This is a genomic window from Pseudomonas graminis (assembly GCF_900111735.1).
GTDB lineage: Bacteria > Pseudomonadota > Gammaproteobacteria > Pseudomonadales > Pseudomonadaceae > Aquipseudomonas > Aquipseudomonas graminis.
This window is the reverse complement of record NZ_FOHW01000021.1, coordinates 53,263-79,539: the sequence shown is the minus strand read 5'-3', so window position 1 is coordinate 79,539 and position 26,277 is coordinate 53,263. Positions and strand designations below refer to the sequence as shown.

Sequence of the window (26,277 nt, the reverse complement as noted above, 5' to 3'; positions counted from 1 at the left end):
GTGGGCGTTACCGAGATCATTGTAGGAGCGCGCTTGCCCGCGAAAGATTTTGCCTGTGACGCATCTGTCGCCTGAACCACCGCCTTCGCGGGCAAGCGCGCTCCTACAATGGGGCGTGGTTTACCGACTTCCGCATTGGGCGCAAAACCTCCGGGAGCAAGCTTGCTGGCGAATGCATTCGTGCGGACGCTGCAATGTCGTGTGGCCCGACGCCTTCGCCAGCAACCCGATATCTACGGATCGTGTGTACGCCACAGACGGTGGGCGTTACCGAGATCAGTGTAGGAGCGCGCTTGCCCGCGAAAGATTTTGCCTGTGACACATCTGTCGCCTGAACCACCGCCTTCGCGGGCAAGCGCGCTCCTACAATGGGGCGTGGTTTACCGACGTCCGCATTGACCGCTAAACCTGCGGGAGCAAGCTTGCTGGCGGACCTGATTCGTCTCGCACTGATGAGCTGACTGCGCCGACGCCTTCGCCAGCAAGCCGATATCTACGGATTGTGTGTACGCCACAGATGGTGGGCGTTACCGAGATCATTTTAGGAGCGCGCTTGCCCGCGAAAGATTTTGCCTGTGACACATCGGTCGCCTGAACCACCGCCTTCGCGGGCAAGCGCGCTCCTACAATGGGGCGTGGCTTACCGACGTCCGCATTGGCCGCAAAACCTGCGGGAGCAAGCTTTCTGGCGAATGCATTCGTGCAGACGATGCACTGTCGTGTGGCCCGACGCCTTCGCCAGCAAGCCGGCTCCCACGATTTTGCGTTTCAGGCAGTGGCCAGTCAGGACCTGATGTTTCGCATGCACCTGTCAGGTGCGATCCCTTGATTGACGCTCTGGGGTCAACCCTCTAACCTTCGCGCCATGTTTCAGGTGCCCGGGACTTCGTTGGTCCATAGGGTGAAACAGGGAAGCCGGTGCGATTGCTCGTGCGATCAATTCCGGCGCTGCCTCCGCAACGGTAAATGAGTCAAGGCCACGCACAATGCCACTGTGTTCGCTGAACATGGGAAGGCGCCTGGCCTGCCACGTCGGTGGCAACTCATGAGTCCGGAGACCGGCCTGATCCATCGAACAGCATCACGGAGGGCGATGCTCTGCTGCAGGCCGGGCCATGTCCGGTGCCTGCTGACAGTCTTTGCCTATGCCCTCCGTTTGCCACACCTGCCCTCAAGCGGAGAGCTGAGATGAGCGAATCCCCCGAACGTGACGAACGCCACCTGGCGCGCATGCTGCGCAAAAAGGCGGTGATGGACGAGCGCATTTCCAGCGCGCCGAATGAATGCGGGTTGCTGCTGGTGTTGACCGGCAACGGCAAGGGCAAGAGCAGCTCGGCCTTCGGCATGCTCGCCCGCGCCATGGGCCACGGCATGCAGTGCGGCGTCGTGCAGTTCATCAAAGGCAGGCACAGCACTGGCGAAGAGATGTTTTTCCGCCGCTTCCCCGAACAAGTGCGTTACCACGTAATGGGCGAGGGCTTCACCTGGGAAACCCAGGACCGCCAGCGTGACATCGCCGCCGCCGAAGCCGCCTGGGCCGTGACCCGGGAGATGCTCAAGGATGACTCCATCGGCATGGTCGTGCTCGATGAGCTGAACATCGCCCTCAAGCACGGTTATCTGGACCTGGAGCAGGTGCTGATCGACCTGCAGGCACGCCCGCCAATGCAGCACGTGATCGTCACCGGTCGCGGGGCTAAGCAGGAGTTGATAGACCTTTCAGACACCGTGTCGGAAATCGGCGTGGTCAAGCATGCCTTTCAGTCCGGGATCAAGGCGCAGAAAGGCATCGAACTGTGAGTGAGCGCCAGCCCCGGCACTGCCCGGCAGTATTGATCGCCGCCCCCGCGTCCGGTCAGGGCAAAACCACCGTCACCGCCGCACTGGCCCGTTTGCACCGTAATCAGGGGCGCAAGGTGCGCGTGTTCAAATGCGGGCCGGACTTTCTCGACCCGATGATTCTCGAGCGCGCCAGCGGCCATCCGGTATACCAACTGGACATGTGGATGATCGGCGAGGACGAAAGTCGGCGCCTGTTGTGGGAGGCGGCCGCCGATGCAGACTTGATCCTTATCGAAGGCGTCATGGGCTTGTTCGACGGCACGCCGTCCAGCGCGGACCTGGCCCGGCGCTTCGGTGTGCCGGTGCTGGGCGTGATCGACGGCACTGCCATGGCCCAGACCTTTGGCGCACTGGCGCTGGGACTGGCGCGGTATCAGCCGGATCTGCCGTTTGCCGGTGTGCTGGCCAATCGCGTCGGCACGGTGCGCCACGCGCAGTTGCTGGAAGGCAGCCTGACCGAAGGCCTGCGCTGGTACGGCGCGCTGTCCCGTGAAACCGGCATTGAGCTGCCGAGCCGTCATCTCGGCCTGGTTCAGGCCAGCGAACTGAATGACCTCGATATGCGCCTCGACACTGCTGCCAACGCGCTGGCCAGCACCTGCGACGCCACGTTGCCGCCGGCCGTGACCTTCACCGCGCCCGACTTCGTTCCCGCCGAACCGCTGCTGGCCGGCGTGAAAATCGCCATCGCCCACGACGAGGCGTTCGCGTTTTTCTACGGTGCCAGCCTGGACCTGTTGCGAGAGATGGGCGCCGAATTGTCATTCTTCTCGCCGATCCGCGACCGCGAATTGCCCGACGTCGACAGCCTGTATCTGCCCGGCGGTTACCCGGAATTGCATCACGCGGCGCTGGCGGAAAACCACAGCATGGTGGCTTCGATTCGCGCGCACCACGCTGCCGGCAAACCTCTGCTCGCCGAATGCGGCGGCATGTTGTATCTGCTCGATGCCCTGACCGACGTCGACGGCCAGCGCGCCGAAGGGGTGGGCTTGCTCAAGGGCGAAGCCGTGATGCAAAAACGTCTGGCGGCCCTGGCCCTGCAATCGGTGGAGCTGCCAGAAGGCACTTTGCGCGGCCACACCTATCACCATTCCCTGACCAGCACCGAACTGACCCCCATCGCCCGCGGCCTCAGCCCCAATGGCGGACGCGGCGCCGAAGCGGTGTACCGCGAAGGGCGCATGACCGCGTCGTACGTGCACTTTTACTTCCCCTCCAATCCCCAGGCGGTGGCGGCGCTGTTTTTGCCATGAGCTCGCTTGCATGACTGACCACACGTTCACCGACCCAGAACGCGCGGCCGTTTACCGCGCGATCGCCGAGCGTCGCGACATGCGCCACTTTTGCGGTGGCACGGTAGCGCCGCAGTTGCTCGCCCGCCTGCTCGAAGCCGCCCACCACGCGCCGAGCGTCGGCCTGATGCAGCCGTGGCGCTTCCTGCGCATCACCGACAAGGCATTGCGTGCGCAAATTCAGGCGCAGGTCGAGGAGGAGCGTATTCGCACCGCCGAAGCCCTGGGCGAGCGGTCCGACGATTTCATGAAGCTGAAGGTCGAGGGCATCAGCGACTGCGCCGAGGTGCTGGTCGCCGCGTTGATGGACGACCGCGACAAACACATCTTCGGCCGCCGCACCTTGCCGGAAATGGACATGGCGTCGCTGTCGTGCGCCATTCAAAACCTCTGGCTGGCGGCGCGTGCCGAAGGCCTCGGCATGGGCTGGGTGTCGCTGTTCGATCCCCAGGCCCTGGCCGATCTGCTGAAGATGCCAACCGGTTCAAAACCCCTGGCGATTTTGTGCCTCGGCCCTGTGAAGGAATTCTACCCGGCGCCGATGCTGGTGATGGAAGGCTGGGCGCAGCCGCGCGGGCTGCAAGAGCTGGTCTACGAGAACACATGGGGAGTGATTGCATGAGTGTGGCGTTATTGAGCGTCGCCGGGGTCGCGCTGGACGCGTTGCTCGGCGAGCCAAAACGGAACCACCCGCTGGTGGCGTTCGGCCGTTTTGCCGAACGCATCGAACAACGCCTGAATGCCGCAGGGCGGGGCTGGCGCAGCCATGGCGTGACGGCGTGGTTCATCGCCGTGATTCCGTTGACGCTGATCGCCACGTTGCTCAGCTGGCTGCCGTTGATTGGCTGGTTGGTGGACGTGCTGGCGCTGTACTGCGCATTGGGTCTTCGCAGTCTGGGCGAGCACGTCGAGCCGGTCGCCCAGGCGCTGCGCAGTGACGACCTGGACGAAGCGCGTCGACGGGTCGGCTATCTGGTCAGTCGCCAGACCTCAGAGCTGGACAGCACTGAAGTGGCCCGTGCGGCCACGGAATCGGTGCTGGAAAACGGCAGCGACGCGGTGTTTGCGGCGATTTTCTGGTTTGTGGTGCTCGGCGCGCCGGGCGTAGTGCTCTACCGACTGAGCAACACCCTCGACGCCATGTGGGGCTATCGCAACGAGCGCTTCGAACGCTTCGGCTGGGCGGCGGCGAAAATCGACGACCTGCTCAACTACATTCCCGCCCGCCTGGTGGCGTTGACCTACGCGCTGCTGGGCAATACCCGGCTGGCCCTGCGTTGCTGGCGCACCCAGGCACCGAAGTGGGACAGCCCCAACGCAGGCCCGGTGATGGCGGCCGGCGCCGGTACGCTGGGCGTCGAACTGGGTGGTCCGGCGATTTATCACGGCGAACTGCATGAGCGCGCGACGCTGGGCGAAGGCGTGCCAGCGGACGCGAACGCCATCGATCGCGGTTGGCAACTGGTGCAGCGCGGCGTGTGGCTGTGGTTGCTGATCTTGTGTCTGGGGACAGAATTCTATGCTTGAACACGGCGGTCGATTGCGTGGCGCAGTCCTGAAGTACGGCATTGATGAGGCGGACTGGCTCGACCTGTCAAGCGGGATTTCGCCGTGGTCGTGGCCGATTCCGGTCATCCCTGAAGCGGCGTGGGCCCGCCTTCCGGAGACTGACGACGGTCTGGAAGCCGCTGCCCGCCGCTATTACGGCGCCACGGACGTGCTGCCGGTGGCCGGTTCCCAGGCGGCGATCCAGGCCCTGCCGCGTCTGCGTCAGGCGGGCAAGGTGGGCGTGTTGTCGCCGTGTTACGCCGAACACGCAGAAGCCTGGCGCAACACCGGTTTTCTCGTGCGCGAAGTGCTTGAGCACGAAGTGGAGCGGTTCATCGACACCCTTGATGTGGTTGTGGTGGTCAACCCGAACAACCCCACCGGCCTGAGCCTGCCGCCCGAACGCCTGCTGGAATGGCACGCGCGTCTGGCCCAGCGCGGCGCCTGGCTGGTGGTGGACGAAGCGTTCATGGACAACACGCCGGAGTTGAGCCTGGCGGCTTACACCCAGCGCGCGGGCCTGATCGTGCTGCGCTCGTTCGGCAAGTTTTTCGGGCTGGCCGGTGTGCGCCTGGGTTTTGTGCTGGCGGAGCCGCGCTTTCTCAAAGTCATGGCGCGGCAGATCGGGCCCTGGTCGGTCAGCGGGCCGACGCGGATCATCGGTCAGGCCTGTCTCAACGACGTGGCCGGCCATCAACGCCAGCGTCAGCGCACCGAGCAGGCCAGCCAGCGTCTGGTAGACGTGCTCAATCGCTGCGGTTTCGCGCCGAAGGGCGGCTGCGCATTGTTCCAGTGGCTGATCACGCCGCTGGCGGAAGAGCTTTATACGTTCTGCGCACAGCGAGGCATCCTCCTGCGCATCTTTACTCACAACAGCAGCCTGCGTTTCGGCCTGCCCCGCGAAGAAGCGGACTGGCAGCGTCTGGAACAGGCGCTGAGCGAATTCTCCCGGGAGCGCTCATGACCCTCGGCAAAACCCTGATGGTTCAGGGCACCACCTCCGACGCCGGCAAAAGCACGCTGGTGACGGCGCTGTGCCGCTGGCTGACCCGCCAGGGCGTGCGCACCGTGCCGTTCAAACCGCAGAACATGGCGTTGAACAGCGCGGTGACCGCGGACGGCGGCGAGATCGGCCGCGCCCAGGCCGTGCAAGCCCAGGCCTGCGGCCTCGAACCCCACACCGACATGAACCCGGTGCTGCTCAAACCTAACAGTGATACCGGCGCCCAAGTGATCATTCACGGTCGCGCCGTCACTACCATGAACGCCGTGGCCTACCACGACTACAAAGCCATCGCCATGCAAGCCGTACTCGCTTCCCACCGCCGCCTCAGCGAAGGCTGGCCGGTGGTCATGGTCGAAGGCGCCGGTTCGCCGGCCGAGATCAATCTGCGCGCGGGCGACATCGCCAACATGGGCTTTGCCGAAGCGGTTGATTGCCCGGTGCTGCTGGTGGCGGATATCAATCGCGGCGGGGTTTTCGCCCATCTGGTCGGCACGCTGGAATTGCTGTCGCCCAGCGAGCAGGCGCGGGTCAGAGGCTTCATCATCAATCGCTTTCGCGGCGACATCGCCCTGTTGCAACCCGGCCTCGACTGGCTCGAACAGCGCACCGGCAAACCGGTGGTCGGCGTGCTGCCCTACGTGATGGACCTGCACCTTGAAGCTGAAGACGGCCTCGACCAGCGCCAGACTGACAAGGCCGAGCAGGTGCTCAACGTCATTGTGCCGGTCTTGCCGCGCATCAGTAATCACACCGACTTTGACCCATTGCGCCTGCACCCCCAGGTCAATCTGCAATTCGTCGGGCCGGGGCAGGCGATTCCTGGCGCTGATCTGATCATCCTGCCCGGCTCGAAAAGCGTGCGCAGCGATCTTGCATATTTGCGCGCGAATGGCTGGGACACCGCTATCAGCCGCCACCTGCGATACGGCGGCAAAGTGCTGGGCATATGCGGTGGTCTGCAAATGCTCGGCGAACAGTTGCATGACCCGCTGGGGCTGGAAGGTGCGGCGGGTTCAAGCCCGGGCCTGGGGTTGTTGGCTCTCAGCACGGTCCTGGAAGAAGAGAAGCAACTGCGCAACGTCAACGGGCGGCTGACCCTCGAAGACGCTGACGTCAGCGGTTATGAGATTCATGCGGGCGTGACCACCGGCGTAGCGCTGGAACGTCCATTGGTCCAGCTCGCCGACGGTCGCTGCGATGGCGCGTGCAGCCCTGACGGCCAGGTCCTTGGCACTTATTTGCACGGGCTGTTCGAGAACCCCGCGTCGAGCAGCGCCTTGCTGCGGTGGGCTGGGTTGCAGAACGTGCAGTCGGTGGATTACCACGCCCTGCGCGAGCGCGACATCGAACGCCTGGCCGATCTGGTGGAAACCCACCTGGACGGTAAATTGTTACGCGAACTCTGCGGCCTGGAGCAACCCTGATGCTGCAATTGATCCTCGGCGGCGCGCGCTCCGGCAAAAGCCGGCTGGCTGAAAAGCTTGCCAGCGACAGCGGCCTGAATGTCATCTATATCGCCACCAGTCAGCCCCTCGACGGCGAAATGAACCAGCGCGTCGCATTGCACCGCGAGCGTCGTCCGGCGGAGTGGGGGCTGATCGAAGAACCTGTCGAACTGGCCCGCGTGCTCCGGGAAAACGCCGGGGAGGGCCGCAGCCTGTTGGTGGACTGCCTGACCCTGTGGCTGACCAATCTGCTGATGCTGGACGATCCGCAGCGCCTGGCTCAAGAGCGTGAAGCCTTACTCGATGGCCTGGCTGAACTGCCGGGCGAGATCATTTTTGTCAGCAATGAAACCGGGCTCGGCGTCGTGCCCCTCGGTGAGCTGACCCGTCGTTATGTCGATGAAGCCGGCTGGCTGCATCAGGCGCTGGCCGAACGTTGCCATCGCGTAGTGTTCACCGTCGCCGGACTGCCCACGACCCTTAAAGGACCCGCACTATGAGTAACGCCTGGTGGCTCGCGCCTGCCTGTGACGTCGACCAAGCCAGCCGCGAAGACGCGCTGGCCCGTCAGCAGCAATTGACCAAGCCGACCGGCTCGCTGGGCCGGCTGGAAGACGTCGCGGTGCAACTGGCCGGCCTGCAGGGTCGCCCGAAGCCGAAGGTCGATGAGGTCTGGATCGCGATTTTTGCCGGCGATCACGGCGTGGTCGCTGAAGGGGTTTCGGCGTACCCCCAGGAAGTCACCGGGCAGATGCTGCACAACTTCATCATGGGCGGTGCGGCCATCAGCGTGCTGGCGCGGCAGTTGTCGGCGCAGCTGGACGTCGTCGATCTGGGCACGGTTGCCCCTTTGGAACTACCGGGCGTGCGCCACCTCAATCTCGGTCCGGGCACCGCGAATCTGGCTGATGGCCCGGCGATGACCGAGGCGCAGCTGCACGCGGCTCTCGAGGGCGGTCGCGACAGCGTGTTGCGCGCCAGGGCGGCGGGCGCCGAGCTGTTCATCGGCGGCGAAATGGGCATCGGCAATACCACTGTCGCCACTGCGCTGGCGTGCGCGTTGCTCGATTGCCCGGCCGCCTCGCTGGTCGGCCCCGGCACCGGTCTGGATGCCAAGGGCGTGAGCCACAAGGCCGAAGTGATTGAGCGTGCGCTGCAACTGCATGCTGCTTCCGTCGGTGACGCCCTGGCCAGTCTGCGTGCCCTCGGTGGTTTTGAAGTCGCGGCGCTGGTCGGCGCCTACCTGTCCTGCGCGCAGGAGGGCATTGTTGCGTTGGTCGACGGCTTTATCTGTTCCGTGGCGGCGCTGGTAGCAGTGCGCATCAATCCGTCGTGCCGGGAGTGGCTGTTTTTCGGCCACCGTGGCGCCGAGCCGGGCCATCGCCTGGTGCTGGACGCGCTGCAGGCCGAGCCGTTGCTGGACCTGGGCATGCGTCTGGGCGAAGGCAGCGGCGCGGCGCTGGCAGTGCCATTGTTGCGTCTGGCCTGCGAGCTGCATAACGGCATGGCGACCTTCGCTGAAGCCGCTGTGGCAGACCGCCCGGCATGACCTTGCATCTGGACCTGCTGCGCCACGGCGAAACCGAATTCGGCGGCGGCCTGCGCGGTAGCATCGACGACGCCCTGACTGACACCGGCTGGCAGCAGATGCGTGCGGCGGTGGCTGATCGTGGCCCCTGGGACCGGATCGTCAGCTCGCCACTGCAACGCTGCGCCCGTTTCGCCGACGAATTGGCTGAGCGCTTGGGCTTGCCCGTCGAACTGGCGCCCGATCTTCAGGAATTGCACTTCGGTGACTGGGAAGGCCACAGCCCCGCGCAATTGATGGAAACCGATGCTGCCGGGCTGGGGCGCTTTTGGGAGGATCCATATGGGTTTACGCCACCCAATGGCGAGCCCGTCCAGGCGTTTGCTACCCGCGTGTTGGCCGCGGTCGAGGGATTGCAGCGGGCATATGACGGTCAGCGCGTGCTGCTGATCAGTCACGGCGGGGTGATGCGTCTGTTGTTGGCCCGCGCCCGCGGTCTGCCTCGGGAGCAATTGCTGCAGGTCACCGTGGCCCACGGCGGTCTGTTCGGTCTCGATGTGCAGGCCGACGGCGAGTTGAAGGAGGTTTAAATGCTGCCGTTCTGGATCGCCTTGCAGTTCCTCAGCAGTCTGCCGATTCGTCTGCCCGGCATGCCGACGCCCCAGGAGTCGGGGCGCTCGCTGCTGTTTTACCCGCTGGTTGGATTGCTGTTCGGCGTACTGTTGATGGCGATGGATCATCTGCTCGACGGCGCGCCGACACTGCTGCATGCCGCCTTGCTGCTGGCGGCGTGGGTGATGCTCAGCGGAGGGCTGCACCTGGACGGTCTTGCCGACAGCGCGGACGCCTGGCTCGGTGGGTTCGGCGACCGCGAACGCACGCTGCTTATTATGAAAGACCCACGCAGTGGCCCGATCGCCGTGGTCACGCTGGTGGTGGTGTTGCTGTTGAAGTTCAGCGCTGTGCTGGCGTTGATTGAAGCGCACACCAGCGTTGGTCTACTGCTGGCCCCGGTGATCGGCCGCGCAGCGATGCTGGCGCTGTTTCTGAACACCCCTTACGTGCGCGTCGGCGGGCTGGGTCAGGCGCTGGCCGATCACCTGCCGCGCAAGGCCGGGATGCGGGTGCTGGCAGCGGTGGCGGTGGGCTGTGTGCTCATCGGTGGCGGTGCGGCCGCATGGGTGCTGGTCATTGCGGCGGGCGGTTTCTTCTGGCTGCGCCGGGTGATGATGCAACGTCTGGGCGGCAGCACCGGCGACACCGCCGGCGCGATGCTCGAACTGCTGGAAACCCTGGTGCTGGTCACATTGGCGCTGATGTGCAATTGATGCAGTGTCCTGCCTCCGGCGTGCGGAGCAGGAGTAGGAGTAGGAGTAGGAGTAGGAGCGTGGCTTGTCCCGCGATCTGCCGGGAACCGGCAGCAAAATCCTGCGCGGCGGTGTGCCAGACGGTCCGCGTAAGCTGACTTGCTGCCGCTGCGCGCCAGATCTCGGGACAAGCCACGCTCCTACAACTTGCTACGTTAGCTAATCGAAGATTTATCCATGGTGTTCCGGATCAACCGGAGAGGTGTCATGCATAGCGTTGCGCTGGTGGTGTACCCGCAATTCCAGTCCCTCAGCCTGTCGGTCGGGTCCGTGCTGACCTGCGCGAACCTGATGCAGGGCGAGGTGGCGTACTCCTTTCATCTGGTGTCCGAAAGCGGCGGGGCGGTGATGTCGTCCGAAGGCTTTTCGGTCAACACCACGCCATTGCAGCCCGACGGTTACGACACGATCATCGTCAGTGGCTACATGGACCTGCAATTGCCCACGCCCAGCCTGCTTGAGTTCGTGCGCACCGCGTCCGCTCAGTCGCGGCGAGTGGCCTCGCTGTGCACGGGCGGTTTTGTGCTGGCCGAAGCAGGCCTGCTCGATGGCAAGCGAGCGACCATGCACTGGATTCACGCGCCGGAGTTTCGCAAGCGCTACCCCAACGTTCGCGTCGAGGACGACAAACTGTTCACCGTGGACGGCCAGGTCTGGACCGGCGCAGGCATGAGCGCTGGCCTGGACCTCGCACTGGCGATGGTGGAGAACGACCTTGGTGTCGACATCGCCCGGCGGGTCGCGCGCAAGTTGGTGATCTATCAACGTCGCGGCAGCGAGCATTCCCAGTTGTCGACGCTGCTGGAGCTCGACCCCAAGTCCGACCGCGTGCAACTGGCGCTGGCCTACGCCCGCGAGAACCTCAAAAGTGATCTTTCAATAGACGCACTGGCGGCCATTGCCCGGTTGAGCCCTCGTCAGTTCAGTCGGGTGTTTCGCGAGGAAACCGGTCAGACCCCGGCAAAAGCCATCGAATGCCTGCGGGTGGAAGTGGCACGGGCGATGATGGAAACCAGTCGACATCCCATTGAAGTGGTTGCCCGGGAGACCGGTTTCGGCGATCGGGAAAGGATGCGCCAGGCGTTTCTGCGCAACTTCGGCGAACCGCCCCAGGCGATACAGCGGGCATTTACCGCGACCGAGAAAGTCGGTTAGCCCCGATAGCCACTTTTCCGTGGCGCGCTAGGCATTCGGCGCGCGGCGGAGTAGCGTAGCGACAGCTCCACTTTTCCTGCCCGCTCATGAATGGACGTCGCCATGGCCCTACGCTGGATTCACGCGCCTCTGCTGTTGCTTGCCCTCAGTGGTGCCGCCGCGGCAGCCGATTGCCCGCCACTGCTGCAGGGCGAGCTGCCCAAGCTGCGGGCGAAACAGGATATCGACTTGTGCAAACAGTTCGCCGGTAAGCCGATGCTCGTGGTCAATACCGCGAGCTTCTGTGGCTTCGCGCCGCAGTTCAAAGGGCTTGAAGCGCTCAATCAGCGCTTCAAGGGTGAGGGGCTTGAAGTCCTCGGCGTGCCCTCGGACGATTTCCTGCAGGAGTCCAAGGACGCTGCCGAGACCGCCAAGGTGTGTTACGTGAACTACGGCGTCACCTTCACCATGACCGAACCGCAGCCGGTGCGGGGCGACGACGCCATCAACCTGTTCAAAGTGCTCGCCGAGCAAGGCAATCCGCCGCGCTGGAACTTCTATAAATACGTGGTTGATCGCAAAGGCAACGTCGTCGCCAGCTTCTCCAGCAAAACCGCGCCGGACGATCCCGAGCTGATTTCAGCTATCGAGAAGGCCATCGCCTCCAAACCGTAAAACCGCGCTGACGCAAAGCATACCGGCCACAACGAAAAACCCCGCAGCCATCACTGGCTGCGGGGTTCTCTGTATGGCGGACAGGTGATCTGCCGGTCCCGCCAACTGCATCAGAAGCGGTACGTCATGCCCACGCCGAAACCGTTGGCGCTGTTGTCGTACTTGGCGTTGTAGCTTTGACCCAGAGCGTTCGCGTCGGCGACCTTGACCTTCTCTTCCTGCAAGTAGGAGTAGGCCACATCAATGGTGATGTCGTCAGTCGGGCTGTAACCGGCGCCCAGGCTGAAGATCGTGCGATCGCCGGTCGGGATGCGTGGCGAGCGGTTCTCGTTGTTGGTTGGCGACTGGTCGAACGACAGGCCGGTACGCAACACCCACTGCTTGTTCAACTGATACGACGTACCCACGGCGTAAGCCCAGGTGTCGTGCCAGTTCTGCTCTTCACTGATGGTGCCGACCAGACTTGGCGCAGCGACGCCACCCGCGCGCGTGACGCCCGAATTCTTCACGGTGATGTCTTCCAGACGGCTCCAGCGTGTCCAGGTGGCCCCCGCGTAGAGCTTCCAGGCATCGTTCATCTTCTGCGTGACCGAGAAGTCCACAGTTTCAGGCGTGTCAATATTCAACTTGGCGTCGTATCGACCCGCGCCCAGTACTTGGGCAGGTACGCCTGCGCCCGGGGTCACTTCGGTGTGGCCTTCGAGCTTGTAGGTCACTTTGGAGTGGTAGGTCAGGCCGACGCTGGTGGTGTCGGTGGCTTGAACCAGGATACCGGCGTTGAAACCGTAACCGACGTCATCGCCCTTGACCTGCACGCGGCCGTCGCCCGTACGGGCACCCAGCAGCGGGCTGACATTGAGTGCCGATTCCAGCGCACCGGAAATACGGTTGATGGTCGGACCGAAACCGATCGACACCTTGTCATTGAAGGCGTAGCTGACGGTCGGCTGGAAGGTCACAACCTTGACGATGCTCTTGCTGCCAAAGTTGCGGCCCTGGAAGTTGTCTTCGTAGTCGGTCACCAGGCCAAATGGCGCGTAGACACCAAAGCCGAATGCCCAGTGCTCGTCGACCGGGTTCACGTAGAAACCCATCGGTACGGCGATGAAAGGCACCATGTCGCCTTTGTTGGAACCGGTGCTGCGGCCGCTGGTGTCGGTGATGTCGGTAGAGGCATCGATTGCAGCGACCCCCACGGTCGCTTGGGCGCGCTTGAGGCGCGACATGCCGGCCGGGTTGCCGTACACGATGCTGGCGTCATCGACGGACGAGGTACGGCCCGCAAAACCGGTACCCATGCCGCTGATGCTTTGCTCGTTCAGGGCAAAGCCGGATGCAAAAATCTGGGTGGAGGCAAGAGTGATGGCGAGACTGAGGCTGGATTTGATCATTGTTTTTTTCATTGTTAGAACTCCTGTTGATCACCGCGCGGAAATTACCAATATTTCTGCCGACGCGCCATAGCCTGAATCAGCCTATTTAGAGCGGTTCTTGTAGGACAATCCGGAAAGTTCGCAGGTTTTTCGTTGAATACCGATCGGTCACGAAATGGCCGTAGAGGGCTGAAACAAGGGGCTGACCCATGTTTGCCAAGCCAAGGTGAAATCCTGCAGTTGACCGCCGGGTTGAAATATCTCGCGCCACATTTGCGCCATGGCCAGAGAATCATCTGCATCCGGCAGTGAAATATGGCTCGCTTCGACCATCAACCAGGCGATGGCCGTCGAGTAACGAAGGTTGACGGTCAGCTCCATATCGGGCCCGGTGAGAAACGCGTGCTGGCTGGCCAGGCCTCGAACGAGGCTGGCAAGGTCCGGATCGCGGGCCAGGTATTGGTCCCAGAGCTGGCGGTGCTGGGCGTCGGCGATGCTGTAAAGCCCGTGGCCGCGCGGGTTATCCAGTTCGGCACCCAGGGCGGACTGGCTGGCGGCGACGCCCAGCAGCAGGGATTCGGCGGCTCGATTGTGTCGGCCTAGATAGATGAGCGTCGGGCGGATGACGTAGCGACACAGTTCACTGGCGGCGATTCCCATAACACCCTCGGGGAGTTAGTGAGTCGGCGGACCCTGGCGCTTGGCAGCAGGGATGAAGTGGGTCCACCGGCAGCGACCTGAGCCGCTGACTTGAAGTGTAGTGTGATATTTACGGTGTAAAGGTCTGTTTTCCGGTCAGTTCCCGTGCAGCTTGAACAGGGTGGCTGGCATTCATGGATGCCCCCGCTGCTTTTTATGTAAGTAAAACAGATACAAAAAAGCCCCACCGTTGTCGGGTGAGGCCTTGTCGATGCAGCGTTATTAGCCGACGGACGGTATCAGTCAACGTTACCAGGCAACCCTATCAGGCAACTAAGGCCTGACGGGTACGGTCGATCACAGCCTGCAGCGGAGCATCGCTGGAGTATTGATCCGGGTACAAGCGCTCGCTATGGCGGGCGATACCGTGCTCGTTCACGATGGTGAAGCTGAAGCAGCCTTTGCGTGCTGCCATGATCAGGCAGTTCATCGGGGCAAAAGCGTTGGTCAGTGTACGAATAGCGTTTTGAGTCTGGATATGAGTAGTCATGTTATGGGTGTTTCCTGAATCGACACGCAATAAGAGGCGTGCAAAATAAAAACGTTCCAGTAAACGCGGACCGATGCTCGAATGCGAGTCAGGGGCAGGGCGCAGAACCTGTCTGGAACAAAAGCAGCCAGTTGAGCGCATTTAAAATGTGGCGCGGGGCTGACTGGTAGGTACTTAGGAGGACAGGCAACACAACGCGAGCTAAGGTTCGATGCTCGAGGTGAAGATCCTGATCAATTTGCAGGCTGGTTGGATAGAGCATGATTATTCTGCACACCCCTCCGTTGCGACGGCAGGTCGTGTGAGTTCATGTCTGGAAACCATCGAGGTGATCGATCCCTGTTTTCAATCCGTTCGCTCAATTGGCGAACCTGGATTGGGGGATTTGTTCGATCAGAATTGACTTTCAGCTTGGTACTAACGGCGGCGATGCTAATGGAGTTGCAGATGCAAAGCAAGCGCTGATTTTAAATCAGGTGGGCGAGTGTCGAAGCGCGGGGGAAAGAGAGTACAGCATATCGAGCAGAAAAGCTGGCTTGGTGCCTTATTCCTGCGAATTTCAAGCGGATGCCGTGGCGGCTGAAACCGGCTTATGAACAGCCGAAATCAACTTGTGCACATTGCGAAAGGTATCTGTCATGTCACTGTCACGTCGACCGCTAACCGCTTGATTTAATGCAACGAATTATTAAGTCAATGAAAACCATCGTTTTTTTTACGCTGGTGAAAAAATCGTCAGTTTGAACGCAGGCCCCATTCCACGTGCGTTTGCGAGAGCTTAAGGTGTGTTGTCCACTGAGTTATCCACAGGTTCTGTGGATTGTCCCAAGCGTTGGCTCTATCACGCCGCTCTTGAAGCATCCGCTCGCGGTTTTGCCTTTCCCTGGCACTCTTCTACCCGGATCGGACGTCGAGCTCGCTTCTGCGCATAATGCTGCCTGCATGAATGTCGGAGTCAGGATTTTATGGTGTTTGAGTTAACCAGCCTGTTGCTGGGTTTGGCGGTGGCCGCAGTGCCTTTGTTGGGGCTCGCGTGGCAGTTGCAGCGGCGTCTGGCGCAGCGCGAGGCGGACGCCGCGTTGCTCGACGAACGCTTGAGTAATGCGCAGATGGCTCAGGACGGGCTCAATGCTCAGCTTGATGCCAGCCGCGACGAGATCAGCGATCTCGCCCAGGCCAATGCGGTCAAGCAGGCGGATCTGGCGGCGCTGCGCCGGGAAGTCGAGTTGCTGCGCCAGCAGCATGAAGGTGCGCGCGAGGCCCAGGAAGACTGGGGCCGCGAACGGACCGCCAGAGAGGCCGAGCTGCGCCGACTCGACGCCCAGTGCGCGTCCCTTGGCGCCGAGTTGCGTGAACAGCAGGAGAGTCATCAGCAGCGGCTTACTGACCTGCAAGGCTCCCGCGACGAGCTGCGTGCGCAGTTCGCAGAGCTGGCCGGCAAGATTTTCGATGAGCGTGAGCAGCGCTTCGCCGAGACCAGTCAGCAGCAGTTGGGGCAGTTGCTCAATCCGCTCAAAGAGCGCATCCAGTCGTTCGAAAAGCGCGTAGAAGAAAGTTACCAGAACGAAGCCCGCGAACGTTTCTCCCTGAGCAAGGAACTGGAGCGCTTGCAGCAGCTCAACCTGCGCCTGAGCGATGAAGCCAACAACCTGACCCGTGCGCTGAAGGGTCAGAAGACCCAGGGCAACTGGGGTGAGCTGATCCTGGAACGGGTGCTCGAGCATGCCGGTCTTGAAAAGGGCCGCGAGTATCAGACCCAGGTCAGTTTGAAGGGGCCTGACGGCGAACGCTTCCAGCCCGACGTTCTGATCATGTTGCCCGGCGACAAGCAGGTGGTAGTCGACGCCAAGGTCAGCCTGACGGCCTATCAGCAGTACGTGTCGGCCGACGATGAGGTGATTTCCCAGGCGGCGCTGAAGCAACACGTGCTGTCCCTGCGCAATCACGTCAAAGGCCTGTCCGGCAAGGACTACAAACGCCTTGAAGGGCTGCACAGTCTCGATTTCGTCTTGCTGTTCGTGCCAATCGAGGCAGCGTTTTCTGCCGCGTTGCAGGCCGAGCCGAATATGTTCCAGGAGGCGTTCGATCGCAACATCGTCATCGTCAGCCCGACCACGCTGCTGGCGACGCTGCGGGTCATCGACAGCCTGTGGAAGCAGGAGCGGCAGAGCCAGAATGCGCGGGAGATCGCCGAGCGGGCAGGGTGGCTCTACGACAAGTTCGTGCTGTTCATCCAGGACCTGGACGAAGTCGGCAACCGCCTTCAGCAACTGGACAAAGCCTACGGCGCCGCGCGCAACAAGCTCGTCGAGGGGCGCGGCAATCTGGTCAGTCGTAGCGAACAGCTCAAGCTTCTCGGTGCTCGGGCCAGCAAGAGTCTGCCGGCGGATCTGCTGGAACGGGCGATGACTGATCCCGATGGACTGGCGCAGTTGCCGGAGTAATCCGGGACGTTGTTCCACGAAGATGCAACCGCGCGGGGGCGTATAAGCTGGAACAAAGGCCCCGTGGATCGTATACATATTCCTGCGTTTCCAATTGTCCGTTTCCTGCCAGATAAAAATGCACCGATATTGGTCACGGTGCACTGGCAGCAGGCGCAGGGCCTTCGCTCGCCCTTCTCGGACTTAAATTTCCAGCGTCTTCGATAGCCGGAAACCCCCGGTCTTGGGGTCTCGCGCGAACGTCGCGTCGGCAATGGCACGCATTCTGCCTCTCTCTTCGTATACAACCCGCACGCGCTCCCGTACGCAGTGTGCGCATGAGTGCTGTCGGGAGCCGGTTCGTCCTTCGAAGGAGAAATCGATGACCGAGTCACTGCCGAAGGGCTACAGCCCGCGCCTGTACAACGAGGACCTGGGGCCTGTGCCGCAGAAGTGGACCTGGTACAACATCTTCGCGTTCTGGATGAGCGACGTGCACAGCGTGGGCGGCTATGTCTTCGCCGCCAGCCTGTTCGCCCTTGGGCTGGCGAGCTGGCAGGTGCTGATCGCGCTGCTGGTGGGCATCTGCATTATTCAGGTGATCGCCAACCTGCTGGCGAAGCCAAGTCAGCAGGCGGCCGTGCCGTATCCGGTGATCTGCCGTCTAGCCTTCGGCGTATTCGGCGCGAATATTCCTGCGGTGATTCGCGGCCTGATCGCAGTGGCGTGGTACGGGGTGCAGACGTACCTGGCTTCAAGCGCGCTGATCATCGTCGTGCTGCGCTTCTTCCCACAGGTGTCGGTCTATGCAGAGCCGCACTTTGCAGGTTTGTCTTACCTCGGCTGGTTCGGCTTCCTGGCGCTGTGGGTGGTACAGGCGGCGGTGTTCTGGACCGGGATGGACTCGATCCGCCGCTTCATCGACTGGGCTGGTCCGGTGGTCTACGCGGTGATGTTCATCCTGGCGGGCTGGATTGTCTGGAAAGCGGGCTGGGCCAACATCAGTTTTACCCTCTCGGAAAAATCGCTGACCGGCTGGGAAGCATTCACCCAAGTGATCATGGCCACGGCGCTGGTGGTGTCCTACTTCTCGGGCCCTACGCTCAACTTTGGCGATTTCAGCCGCTACTGCCGGAGCATGTCCGAAGTGCGCCGCGGCAACTTCTGGGGCTTGCCGATCAACTTTCTGGCCTTCTCGCTGGTCACTGTGGTCATCGTTTCGGGAACATTGCCGGTGTTCGGCGAAATGCTGCATGACCCGATCGCCACTGTGGCGCGCATCGACAATGACGTCGCTGTGCTGCTCGGCGCGTTTGCCTTCGTGACCGCGACGATCGGCATCAACATCGTCGCCAACTTCGTGTCGCCGGCGTTCGACTTCGCCAACGTTGCACCCAGCAAGATCAGCTGGCGCGCAGGCGGGATGATCGCAGCGGTGGCGTCCATTTTCATCACGCCCTGGAATCTGTTCAACAACCCCGCCGTCATTCACTACACGCTGGACGTGCTCGCAGCCTTCATCGGGCCGTTGTTCGGCATCTTGCTGGTGGACTATTACGTGATCAAAAAGCAGCAGATCGACGTCGACGCGCTGTTCAACGATGGACCGACCGGACGCTACTGGTACACCGGTGGCGTGAACTACACGGCGGTCAAGGCACTGCTGGTGGCGACCTTCGCAGGCATTGCGATCACCTTCGTCCCGGTATTGCAGCCGATGGCCAACTTTGCATGGTTTACAGGATGTTTCCTGGGCGGCGGGCTGTTCTATCTGCTTGCCAGACGTCGCCAGGCCCATGAATGCGCGGCGTTGACGCCCGTGGTGACAGGCTGACGGCACTGCCGTTTGTCGCGTGAAGTCCTCGATTGTTCGATTTGCAATGTCACAACGTCATGCAGGGCAAAAAATTCCTGCCGCGACACTCGGTAGCAGGCGTAAAGTGCGCCTTAGCACTATGATCTGCTACAGGCAGTCCGGAGATTGGCTGCCGAGTATTTCCCTGAAGGGGGCGTTATATGAACAGCAAACTGCAAGAATGGCTCCACGATGTAGGCGTCGCGCTCGGGCTGATTGAAGAGCCAAAGCTGCAACCGATTCCCGTGCGCACCAATGATGATGAGCGTCGTCGTCCACGGCGCTAGGTGCTTGGCAAGACGCGTTGAAAAAGCGGCGCTATCGCTCGATAGCCCGCTCCGCTTTCCCCGACCGTTCGGTCAATCCTCCTTTTCGCCGCAGACACGCTTCTGAATCGATCCCGCTTGCGGCTCAATGGTGAGTGCTTTGTTTCTTCTCCGTGAGGATCAGGTCAATCAGACCTTGCAACGTCAGCTGGCCATAGGGTGAATGCGCTGACATCCCTGCGATACCGGCCTTGATCTGATTGGGAAGGGCAATGCCAAAGTCGCGTTGCAGAATCGAAAAAAATTCAGTGAAGTCGTCTTCATCCAGCTCGAGCGCACTCAGCGTCACATCCTCCTCTTCCTGAATCAGGGTTTTGTCGACGAGGATCTTCCCGATCGTGTCGATAACATGTTGTCTGACTTCGCTCCGCTTCATGGCAGGCCTCTGCTTTGACTCAAGTGGTAATCACCCCAACATCAAAATACAGAGGGTTGTGGCAGGAATGCCCGATGAGCAACCACCCTGAGAAACCTGCGCTGCGATGCGCAACACCGGCGGTCTGTGATTAAGGCTAGCCCAAGTTTGCAAGGGATGAATGACAGGTGTGTGGTGATTTTTTGTAACGGCGCGCCCGATGCAGCACACCCATTGTGGGACCGGCTTTAGCCGGGAAGGCGTCAGGCGTCACTCCGCAAAATCGAGGGTGCTCATACGGGCCTCTTCCCGGCTGAAGCCGGTCCCACTAAAAAGCAGCGCGCCCGGCCCTGCCAAATCAGCGCGTCTGGCCTTATTGACGCAGCACACCCATTGTGGGACCGGCTTTAGCCGGGAAGGCGTCAGGCGTCACGCCGCAAAATCGAGGGTGCTCATACGGGCCTCTTCCCGGCTGAAGCCGGTCCCACTAAAAAGCAGCGCGCCCGGCCGCACTAAAGCAGCGCGTCTGGCCTTATTGGCGCAGCGCACACACTTTGTGGCACCGGCTTTAGCCGGGAAGGGGCCGGTGGCTCAAATTCAATCTGTCAGCGGTGCGCGACGCCGGGCAGCACGCAGAGCATTTCATAGAGCAGGTTGGCGCCCAGCAACGAGGTGTTGCCGGTGGTGTCGTAGGGCGGCGAGACTTCGACAAGGTCGCAGCCGATCAGGTCCAGCCCCTGGCACCCACGAATGATCTCGATCGCCTGAATGGTGGTCAGCCCGCCGATCTCCGGGGTGCCAGTGCCCGGCGCCCAGGCCGGGTCAATGCCGTCAATGTCGAAACTCAGGTACACCGGACCGCCGCCCACTTTCTCACGCACCTCGGCCATCAGCGGGGCCAGCGATTTGTGCCAGCACTCCTCGGCCTGGACCACGCGGAATCCTTGCTTGCGGCTCCAGTTGAAATCTTCTGCGGTATAACCCTGGGCACGCAAACCGATCTGAACCACGCGATCGCAATCCAGCAGGCCTTCCTCCACTGCCCGGCGGAAGGTGGTGCCGTGGGCGATCTTCTCGCCGAACATGTGATCGTTGACGTCCGCATGGGCGTCGATGTGCACCAACCCGACCTTGCCGTGTTTCTTCTTCATGGCGCGCAGGATGGGCAGCGTGATGGTGTGGTCGCCGCCGAGGGTCAGCGGGATGATGCCGTGCTCGAGAAAACCGTCGTAGGCCTCCTCGATGATGCGTACGGCATCCAGCAGATTGAACGTGTTGATTGCCACGTCGCCGATGTCCGCCACTGACAGCGAATCAAAAGGGGCGGCACCGGTGGCCATGTTGTAGGGGCGAATCATCACCGATTCGGCGCGGATCTCCCGCGGACCAAATCGAGTGCCGGCGCGCAGGGACGTGCCGATGTCCAGCGGCACGCCGACGAAGGCTGCATCCAGACCGGCCGCCGTTTGCAGGTGCGGCAAGCGCATCATGGTGGCAATGCCGGCGAAGCGCGGCATTTCGTTGCCGCCCAGTGGTTGATGGAAAATCTTGTCCACGGGAATGCCTCATCGGTGGTAATCAAAAAGGGGCGGAAGCGGGCTTCCGGCATGGCCCCGATTCTGTTGACCGGGCCCGCCGCGAACAATCGGCCAGGCGAAATACTTAGTTCAGATATTCCTGAAGTATCGGGTAAGCTGCGCGGAAAACACACCCTGGAAGCCCCATGGCCAGCGCGCTCCCCGACCTCAAATTGCTACGCATCTTCGCCTGCGTCGTGCGCCATCAGGGCTTTGCCAGCGCTCAACAAGAGCTCAATCTCTCGACGTCGGCGATCAGTACCTACATGAGCCAGCTTGAAGCTGCGTTAGGCATCGTGCTCTGTCATCGCGGGCGCGGCGGGTTCAGCCTGACCAGCAAAGGCGAGCTGTTTCATCAGGAAACCCTGCGCCTGCTCGGCGAACTGGAAGGCTTCGAGCTCTACGCCGCTGCGCTCAAGGGCGAACTGCGCGGCACGCTCAATCTCGGGGTGCTGGACTCGACGGTCAGTGACCGTGCCTTGCCCTTTGCGGAAGTCATCGGCGCCTACAGTGCGGAGCATCCGGCCGTGCATTTGCACCTTGCCGTGATGAGTCCGTACGAACTACAGCTGGGCGTGCTGGACAACCGCCTGGACCTGGCGATCGGATCGTTCTCCACCCGCATGAACGGCCTGCTCTATCAGCCGCTGTACCGCGAGCAGCACTGGCTGTACTGCAGCAACCGCCACGCGCTGTATACCGAACGGCGCATTCCCGAACCGGTCATCACCCAACAGCGCATGGTCGGACGCGGCTATTGGAGCCAGGCCGAACTCGCCCGCCACGGCTTCAAGCACAGCGCCGCGACTGTCGAGAGTATGGAAGCGCAGCTGATTCTGGTGCTGTCCGGCGCCTACATTGGTTACTTGCCTGAGCACTACGCGCAATCGTGGGTGGATTCCGGGCACCTGCGCGTCTTGCTGCCAGCGACCTTCGGCTATCAGGCGCCGTTTTCGATGATTCTGCGTCGCGGGCGCAGCCGTGAGCCGCTGATCCAGACCTTTCGCGATCTGCTGAAAGCGCAGCTCAATCCACTGTAGGAAGCCGACGATGTCCCGTGCCCGCTGTGAACGCTGCCTGCGTCCGACCGATCATTGCCTGTGCGGACTGATTCCCGCGTTGGGCAGCCGGACGCGGGTGTTGATCCTGCAGCATCCCAGCGAAGTCAATCACGCACTCAACACCGCGCGCCTTGCAGCCCTTGGCCTGATGAACGCGGAGTTGCACGTGGGGGAGGTGTTCGAGGATCTGCCGAAGTGGCTGAGTCGGCCCGGTTACCGAGCGTGTTTGCTGTTCCCGGGGGAGGAGGCCATTGCGCTGACGGCCAGCAGTGGCGAGGACGTGCCGTTGCTGCTCGTCGTGCCCGATGGCACCTGGCGCAAGGCTCGCAAGCTGCTGCACCTGAATCCGTCGCTGGCGGCGCTGCCCAGAGTGGTGCTGACGAATGCGCCGCCGTCACGCTACCGATTGCGCAAGGCGCCGGGTCCCGATGCGCTGTCCACGCTGGAGGCCATCGTCCATGCGCTGCACACGCTGGAACCGGAGACGTCATTCGAGGGCTTGTTGCGTCCGTTCGATGCGCTGATCGACGGACAGATTGCGGCAATGGGCGAAGAGACGTTTCGCCGCAATCATTCGTAAAGGCGGGTTGAGTCAGCCGTTAAGCGAGGACGGCATGCCTGATTGATAAGGGCTGGCTGACTGCAGGCGGCGGATGTAAGCCTCGGTTTCCCGCGCGGCGTCTTCCTTGCTCATGAAGGGACCTTCCAGGGTATTTTCTCGCGTGCTGAAGAAATACAGGCCATTGACACGGGAAACGCGGTCGCTGCGAAAACGAACGGTGGGGGCTGGATCTTGTTCACGCTTGCTTAACATGGCCTTCTCCGGGCATTGGGTCGGTACGCGAATGATCTAAAGGGGCGACAGGCGTCGCCACAGCGTAAGTCAGAGCATTTGAATAGTAGCGTTCTTAACGGTTCCATCAACTTGCAAGCCCGCGCCGCGTTCCTGGCAGTGCGGGCACCGGATTTCAGCGTTTCCCCAGCGCCTCGGCCTGACGAATCCACTGCTGACGCTGCTCTTCGCTAGAAGTGCGCACCGGCGAGAACTCCGTCAGCCGTGTGGTCTTGATCCCGCAGAATTCAAGGATCGTTCTGACCATCTGCCGATGGGCCGGGGCTTTGAAGACCCAGCGGAAGTAGCGCGACGGCGTGTCCATCGTCACCAGCAGTTCGGCTGTCCGGCCCTTCAACAGCTCATTGGAAGGGTGGTGCCTGCCATGGGCCTTGAAGGCAAAACCGGGCATGAACACCCGGTCGAAGAATCCGCCGAGCAGGCTCGGCAAACCGCCCCACCACACGGGGTACACGAACACCAGATGCTGCGCCCAGTGCACCTCGCGCTGAGCTACAAGCAGATCGTGTTCCAGTGTCTGGGCTGACTCATAGCCACCGCGCAGCACCGGGTCAAACTCCATTTCGTCAAGCTTGAGCACCCGCACCACATGACCCTGACTGCGCGCGCCCTGGGCATAGGCCTCGCCCAGCGCGTGGCCGAGGCTGATGCTTTTCGGCGTGGCGATGATCATCAAAATGCGTTTGCCATAGCCTTCCAGTGGCGTGGCGCCGCTGATGGATTCAGCCATTGCTGCCGGCCTCGAGCATTTTTTCCGGGCGCACCCAGGCATCGAACTCGGCGTCGGTGAGGAAGCCCAGTTGCAGTGCCGCTTCGCGCAGGGTCAGGCCTTCGCTGTAGGCTTTTTTGGCGATCTGCGCTGATTTGTCGTAGCCGATGTGCGGGTTCAGCGCGGTCACCAGCATGAGGCCGCGTTCCAGATGCTCGGCCATCTTGGCGGCATCCGGTTCCATGCCGGCAATGCAGTGCTCGTTGAAGTTGCGGCAGCCATCGCCGAGCAAGCGGATCGATTGCAGCAGGTTGTGGATGATCACTGGCTTGAACACGTTCAACTGCAGGTGGCCCTGACTGGCGGCGAAGGTGATCGTGGTGTCATTGCCCATGACCTGACACGCCAGCATCGACAGCGCCTCGCACTGGGTCGGGTTGACTTTGCCCGGCATGATCGAACTGCCCGGCTCGTTGGCCGGCAGCTTTACTTCAGCCAGGCCCGCACGTGGGCCGGAACCCAGAAGGCGCAGGTCGTTGGCGATCTTCATCAGGGTCACGGCCAGGGTTTTCAGTGCGCCGGACAGCGCGGTCAGCGGCTCATGGCCGGCCAGCGCGGCAAACTTGTTCGGCGCGGTAACGAAGGGCAGGCCGGACAGCGCGGCCAGTTCGGCGGCGACTGCTTCGGCGAAGCCGTGGGGCGAGTTCAGACCGGTGCCGACGGCGGTGCCGCCCTGGGCCAGTTCGCACACCGCTGGCAATGCGGCGCGGATGCTTTTTTCGGCGTAATCGAGTTGAGCGACGTAGGCCGAGAGTTCTTGGCCGAAGGTGATCGGCGTGGCGTCCATCATGTGCGTGCGGCCGGTTTTCACCAGTTTCATGTGCCGCGAAGATTGCTCGGACAGACCGCTGGACAGTTCGGCGATTGCCGGCAGCAGTTGCTCTTTCACCGCCTGCACGGCCGCGATGTGCATCGCGGTGGGGAAGCAGTCGTTGGAGCTTTGCGAGCGATTGACGTGGTCGTTGGGGTGAACCGGCGACTTGCCGCCGCGAACTCCACCCGCCAGCTCGTTGGCACGGCCGGCGATGACTTCGTTGACGTTCATGTTGCTTTGCGTGCCGCTGCCGGTCTGCCAGACCACCAGGGGAAACTGGTCGTCGAGCTGGCCGTGCAGCACCTCGTCGGCGGACTGCTCGATCAGGTTGGCAATGTCGGCGGGCAAGTCGCCGTTGCGGTTATTGACCCGGGCGGCGGCTTTTTTGATCAATGCCAGCGCGTGCAGCACCGGCAGCGGCATGCGCTCCTGGCCAATGGCGAAATTGATCAGAGAGCGTTGCGTCTGCGCCCCCCAGTAAGCGTCTTCGGGGACTTCGATCGGACCTATGCTGTCGGTTTCGGTACGGCTCACTGGACTCTCTCCTTAAGATCGATTTGCGCAGTTTAGTAACCGGGGGAGCCGGTGGGTTCCCCGTGGCTGCTGTGCGGTCGGAACAGGTGCGGACAGTGTGCGACAAAAGGCCCGGGCCGGTCGCCCTAAACCTGCGTGTGGGGAAGTCCTTCAGGTCCTCGGGATAACCGCTCGTAGGTTCAGGGGTTGAGGGAAATGCGCAAAGCGGGGCAGAATGGCCGGCCTTGGGGTTCTGCCTCGCTTGCTAGATAAGGAAACTCGATGACCCGTCTTCGTGCCATTTGTGCTGCGGTTGCTCTGGTATGTGCCAGCGGCCAGGTTCTTGCCGATACCGCCAGCCATGAAGCCAGTGCTGTAGCGTTCCTCAAACTGGCTCACGCCGATCAACTGGGTGCGCCGGTCTACATGCAAGTCCAGCAGATGTTTGCTCAGCGTTTCGCTGAAACCAAAGCACCTGCGTCCAAGCAAGCCACCCTCGAAACCTATCAGGGCAAGGCCAACGCCGCGCTGGATCAGGTGATCAGCTGGCCAAAACTGCAGCCTGACATGGTCAAGCTGTACACCTCCAACTTCACCGAAAGCGAGCTGAAAGACCTGGTTGCCTTCTACCAGTCCCCACTGGGCCAGAAAGTCCAGGCCAAGATGCCGCAGATCAGCCAGCAGTCCTTCCAGCTGACCCAGAGCAAACTGGAAAGCGCGGTGCCTGTGGTCAACAAGCTGCTCGCCGACATGACCAAGGAACTGACCCCGGCCGGCGCCAAGCCTGCTGCACCGGCTGCTCCTGCCAAGAAGCCATAAGCGAAGCCTGACATGAGCATGCAACAGCGAATCGAATCCGCGTTGACGGTCTTTCAGCCCGAGTACCTTCAGGTGCTCAATGAAAGCCACATGCACAGTCGCGGCACGGACACTCACTACAAGGCGGTAGTGGTCAGCGAGCAGTTCGCTGGCCTCAACGCGGTCAAGCGTCACCAGAAGGTCTATGGCCTGCTCGGTGGCCTGATGGGTGAGTTCCACGCGCTGGCGCTGCACACCTACACCCCGGAAGAATGGGCGAAGCTCGGCGCCGCGCCGTCTTCCCCGACCTGTGCGGGTGGGCACGACTAAAGCGCGACCTTTGTAGGAGCGCGCTTGCCCGGGACTACGATTTGTCTGGTACATCTCGATGTCTGACACTCCGTGATCGCCGGCAAGCGCGCTCCTACAGGTTGGGTGTCGCTGCTAACTCTTTGATGACCCCGCCTCATTCACGCTGATCACGACCCTGAGTGCCCGTCGTCGATTCTTGATAGAATCCGCGCCGCGTTG

At 62.0% G+C, this 26,277-nt stretch carries 28 protein-coding genes and 1 riboswitch; of the genes, 20 read left to right on the top strand and 8 right to left on the bottom strand.

Features of this window, described 5'->3' with window-relative positions; translation table 11 throughout:
- Positions 1 to 855 precede the first annotated feature (855 nt).
- Positions 856 to 1,081, top strand: a riboswitch (cobalamin riboswitch).
- A gap of 107 nt (positions 1,082 to 1,188) precedes the next feature.
- The 12 genes from cobO to BMY98_RS16440 all read left to right on the top strand — a co-directional run bounded on the left by cobO (position 1,189) and on the right by BMY98_RS16440 (position 11,840).
- The gene (gene cobO / locus BMY98_RS16495; protein WP_074890947.1) at positions 1,189 to 1,800 is read left to right on the top strand and encodes a cob(I)yrinic acid a,c-diamide adenosyltransferase; all 612 of its coding nucleotides are present in this window, start codon (positions 1,189 to 1,191) and stop codon (positions 1,798 to 1,800) included.
- Complete coding sequence (locus BMY98_RS16490) at positions 1,797 to 3,098, top strand: cobyrinic acid a,c-diamide synthase CobB (RefSeq protein ID WP_074890946.1); 1,302 nt, start codon at positions 1,797 to 1,799, stop codon at positions 3,096 to 3,098. Before cobO ends, BMY98_RS16490 begins: the two co-directional genes overlap by 4 nt.
- 10 nt (positions 3,099 to 3,108) lie before the next feature.
- Positions 3,109 to 3,759 (top strand): 5,6-dimethylbenzimidazole synthase, encoded by a 651-nt coding sequence (bluB, locus tag BMY98_RS16485; RefSeq protein ID WP_074890944.1) that lies wholly within the window; start codon positions 3,109 to 3,111, stop codon positions 3,757 to 3,759.
- The gene (gene cbiB / locus BMY98_RS16480) at positions 3,756 to 4,664 is read left to right on the top strand and encodes an adenosylcobinamide-phosphate synthase CbiB (RefSeq protein ID WP_074890943.1); all 909 of its coding nucleotides are present in this window, start codon (positions 3,756 to 3,758) and stop codon (positions 4,662 to 4,664) included. The genes bluB and cbiB overlap by 4 nt, the downstream gene beginning before the upstream one ends.
- Positions 4,657 to 5,649, top strand: coding sequence for a threonine-phosphate decarboxylase CobD (gene cobD / locus BMY98_RS16475; RefSeq protein WP_074890941.1), 993 nt, complete (start codon positions 4,657 to 4,659; stop codon positions 5,647 to 5,649). The genes cbiB and cobD overlap by 8 nt, the downstream gene beginning before the upstream one ends.
- Positions 5,646 to 7,115, top strand: coding sequence for a cobyric acid synthase (locus tag BMY98_RS16470; protein WP_074890940.1), 1,470 nt, complete (start codon positions 5,646 to 5,648; stop codon positions 7,113 to 7,115). The genes cobD and BMY98_RS16470 overlap by 4 nt, the downstream gene beginning before the upstream one ends.
- Entirely contained in the window at positions 7,115 to 7,636 is a 522-nt protein-coding gene (gene cobU / locus BMY98_RS16465) for a bifunctional adenosylcobinamide kinase/adenosylcobinamide-phosphate guanylyltransferase (protein WP_074890938.1), read from the top strand. Before BMY98_RS16470 ends, cobU begins: the two co-directional genes overlap by 1 nt.
- Entirely contained in the window at positions 7,633 to 8,685 is a 1,053-nt protein-coding gene (cobT, locus tag BMY98_RS16460) for a nicotinate-nucleotide--dimethylbenzimidazole phosphoribosyltransferase (protein ID WP_074890937.1), read from the top strand. The genes cobU and cobT overlap by 4 nt, the downstream gene beginning before the upstream one ends.
- Positions 8,682 to 9,254, top strand: coding sequence for an alpha-ribazole phosphatase family protein (cobC, locus tag BMY98_RS16455; RefSeq protein ID WP_074890935.1), 573 nt, complete (start codon positions 8,682 to 8,684; stop codon positions 9,252 to 9,254). The genes cobT and cobC overlap by 4 nt, the downstream gene beginning before the upstream one ends.
- Positions 9,255 to 9,992 carry an adenosylcobinamide-GDP ribazoletransferase gene (locus BMY98_RS16450; RefSeq protein WP_074890934.1) on the top strand — a complete coding sequence of 246 codons (738 nt, stop codon included), beginning with the start codon at positions 9,255 to 9,257 and terminating at the stop codon, positions 9,990 to 9,992.
- 246 nt (positions 9,993 to 10,238) lie between these two features.
- Complete coding sequence (locus BMY98_RS16445; RefSeq protein ID WP_074890932.1) at positions 10,239 to 11,186, top strand: GlxA family transcriptional regulator; 948 nt, start codon at positions 10,239 to 10,241, stop codon at positions 11,184 to 11,186.
- A 102-nt stretch (positions 11,187 to 11,288) separates the two neighbouring features.
- Positions 11,289 to 11,840 carry a glutathione peroxidase gene (locus BMY98_RS16440; RefSeq protein WP_074890930.1) on the top strand — a complete coding sequence of 184 codons (552 nt, stop codon included), beginning with the start codon at positions 11,289 to 11,291 and terminating at the stop codon, positions 11,838 to 11,840.
- A gap of 110 nt (positions 11,841 to 11,950) precedes the next feature.
- Here the strand turns inward: BMY98_RS16440 and BMY98_RS16435 are convergent, their stop codons facing one another.
- The 3 genes from BMY98_RS16435 to BMY98_RS16425 form a co-directional block, all read right to left on the bottom strand.
- The gene (locus BMY98_RS16435) at positions 11,951 to 13,243 is read right to left on the bottom strand and encodes an OmpP1/FadL family transporter (protein ID WP_074890929.1); all 1,293 of its coding nucleotides are present in this window, start codon (positions 13,241 to 13,243) and stop codon (positions 11,951 to 11,953) included.
- A gap of 138 nt (positions 13,244 to 13,381) precedes the next feature.
- The gene (locus BMY98_RS16430; protein WP_074890927.1) at positions 13,382 to 13,873 is read right to left on the bottom strand and encodes a hypothetical protein; all 492 of its coding nucleotides are present in this window, start codon (positions 13,871 to 13,873) and stop codon (positions 13,382 to 13,384) included.
- 304 nt (positions 13,874 to 14,177) lie between these two features.
- Positions 14,178 to 14,402, bottom strand: coding sequence for a hypothetical protein (locus BMY98_RS16425; protein ID WP_065992924.1), 225 nt, complete (start codon positions 14,400 to 14,402; stop codon positions 14,178 to 14,180).
- A 220-nt stretch (positions 14,403 to 14,622) separates the two neighbouring features.
- Here BMY98_RS16425 and BMY98_RS26900 point away from each other — a divergent pair, with 220 nt between their 5' ends.
- The 4 genes from BMY98_RS26900 (at position 14,623) to BMY98_RS27820 (ending at position 18,967) form a co-directional block, all read left to right on the top strand.
- Positions 14,623 to 14,805 (top strand): hypothetical protein, encoded by a 183-nt coding sequence (locus BMY98_RS26900; protein ID WP_139214517.1) that lies wholly within the window; start codon positions 14,623 to 14,625, stop codon positions 14,803 to 14,805.
- Between the two features lie 676 nt (positions 14,806 to 15,481).
- Positions 15,482 to 16,846, top strand: a complete 1,365-nt coding sequence (locus BMY98_RS16420; protein ID WP_175514178.1) for a DNA recombination protein RmuC — start codon at positions 15,482 to 15,484, stop codon at positions 16,844 to 16,846.
- A 361-nt stretch (positions 16,847 to 17,207) separates the two neighbouring features.
- A complete protein-coding gene (locus BMY98_RS16415; protein WP_074890923.1) occupies positions 17,208 to 18,659 on the top strand; it encodes an NCS1 family nucleobase:cation symporter-1 in 1,452 nt (483 codons plus the stop codon).
- Positions 18,660 to 18,841: 182 nt separating this feature from the next.
- Positions 18,842 to 18,967, top strand: a complete 126-nt coding sequence (locus tag BMY98_RS27820; RefSeq protein ID WP_139214516.1) for a PA1414 family protein — start codon at positions 18,842 to 18,844, stop codon at positions 18,965 to 18,967.
- A gap of 124 nt (positions 18,968 to 19,091) precedes the next feature.
- Here BMY98_RS27820 and BMY98_RS16410 read toward each other — a convergent pair whose 3' ends face one another.
- Together BMY98_RS16410 and speB are read right to left on the bottom strand one after the other, a co-directional pair.
- The gene (locus BMY98_RS16410; RefSeq protein ID WP_074890921.1) at positions 19,092 to 19,382 is read right to left on the bottom strand and encodes a hypothetical protein; all 291 of its coding nucleotides are present in this window, start codon (positions 19,380 to 19,382) and stop codon (positions 19,092 to 19,094) included.
- A gap of 584 nt (positions 19,383 to 19,966) precedes the next feature.
- On the bottom strand, positions 19,967 to 20,917 hold the full coding sequence (gene speB / locus BMY98_RS16405) for an agmatinase (RefSeq protein ID WP_065992936.1): 951 nt from the start codon (positions 20,915 to 20,917) through the stop codon (positions 19,967 to 19,969).
- Positions 20,918 to 21,084: 167 nt separating this feature from the next.
- On the opposite strand from speB, the gene BMY98_RS16400 reads away from it, so the two are divergent.
- Together BMY98_RS16400 and BMY98_RS16395 are read left to right on the top strand one after the other, a co-directional pair.
- Positions 21,085 to 21,978, top strand: coding sequence for a LysR family transcriptional regulator (locus BMY98_RS16400; RefSeq protein ID WP_074890920.1), 894 nt, complete (start codon positions 21,085 to 21,087; stop codon positions 21,976 to 21,978).
- Positions 21,979 to 21,988: 10 nt separating this feature from the next.
- Positions 21,989 to 22,579: a tRNA-uridine aminocarboxypropyltransferase gene (locus tag BMY98_RS16395; RefSeq protein ID WP_074890918.1), complete on the top strand. Its 591-nt coding sequence runs from the start codon at positions 21,989 to 21,991 to the stop codon at positions 22,577 to 22,579.
- Positions 22,580 to 22,591: 12 nt separating this feature from the next.
- Here the strand turns inward: BMY98_RS16395 and BMY98_RS16390 are convergent, their stop codons facing one another.
- The 3 genes from BMY98_RS16390 to BMY98_RS16380 form a co-directional block, all read right to left on the bottom strand.
- Positions 22,592 to 22,813, bottom strand: a complete 222-nt coding sequence (locus BMY98_RS16390) for a DUF6316 family protein (RefSeq protein WP_074890917.1) — start codon at positions 22,811 to 22,813, stop codon at positions 22,592 to 22,594.
- 154 nt (positions 22,814 to 22,967) lie between these two features.
- Positions 22,968 to 23,582 carry an NAD(P)H-dependent oxidoreductase gene (locus BMY98_RS16385; RefSeq protein ID WP_074890915.1) on the bottom strand — a complete coding sequence of 205 codons (615 nt, stop codon included), beginning with the start codon at positions 23,580 to 23,582 and terminating at the stop codon, positions 22,968 to 22,970.
- Positions 23,575 to 24,969, bottom strand: a complete 1,395-nt coding sequence (locus BMY98_RS16380; protein ID WP_074890914.1) for a class II fumarate hydratase — start codon at positions 24,967 to 24,969, stop codon at positions 23,575 to 23,577. Before BMY98_RS16380 ends, BMY98_RS16385 begins: the two co-directional genes overlap by 8 nt.
- 261 nt (positions 24,970 to 25,230) lie before the next feature.
- Between BMY98_RS16380 and BMY98_RS16375 the strand changes: the two genes are divergently transcribed.
- Together BMY98_RS16375 and BMY98_RS16370 are read left to right on the top strand one after the other, a co-directional pair.
- The gene (locus BMY98_RS16375; RefSeq protein WP_065992947.1) at positions 25,231 to 25,767 is read left to right on the top strand and encodes a DUF2059 domain-containing protein; all 537 of its coding nucleotides are present in this window, start codon (positions 25,231 to 25,233) and stop codon (positions 25,765 to 25,767) included.
- A 12-nt stretch (positions 25,768 to 25,779) separates the two neighbouring features.
- Positions 25,780 to 26,076, top strand: coding sequence for a BolA family protein (locus BMY98_RS16370; protein WP_065992949.1), 297 nt, complete (start codon positions 25,780 to 25,782; stop codon positions 26,074 to 26,076).
- Positions 26,077 to 26,277 lie beyond the last annotated feature (201 nt).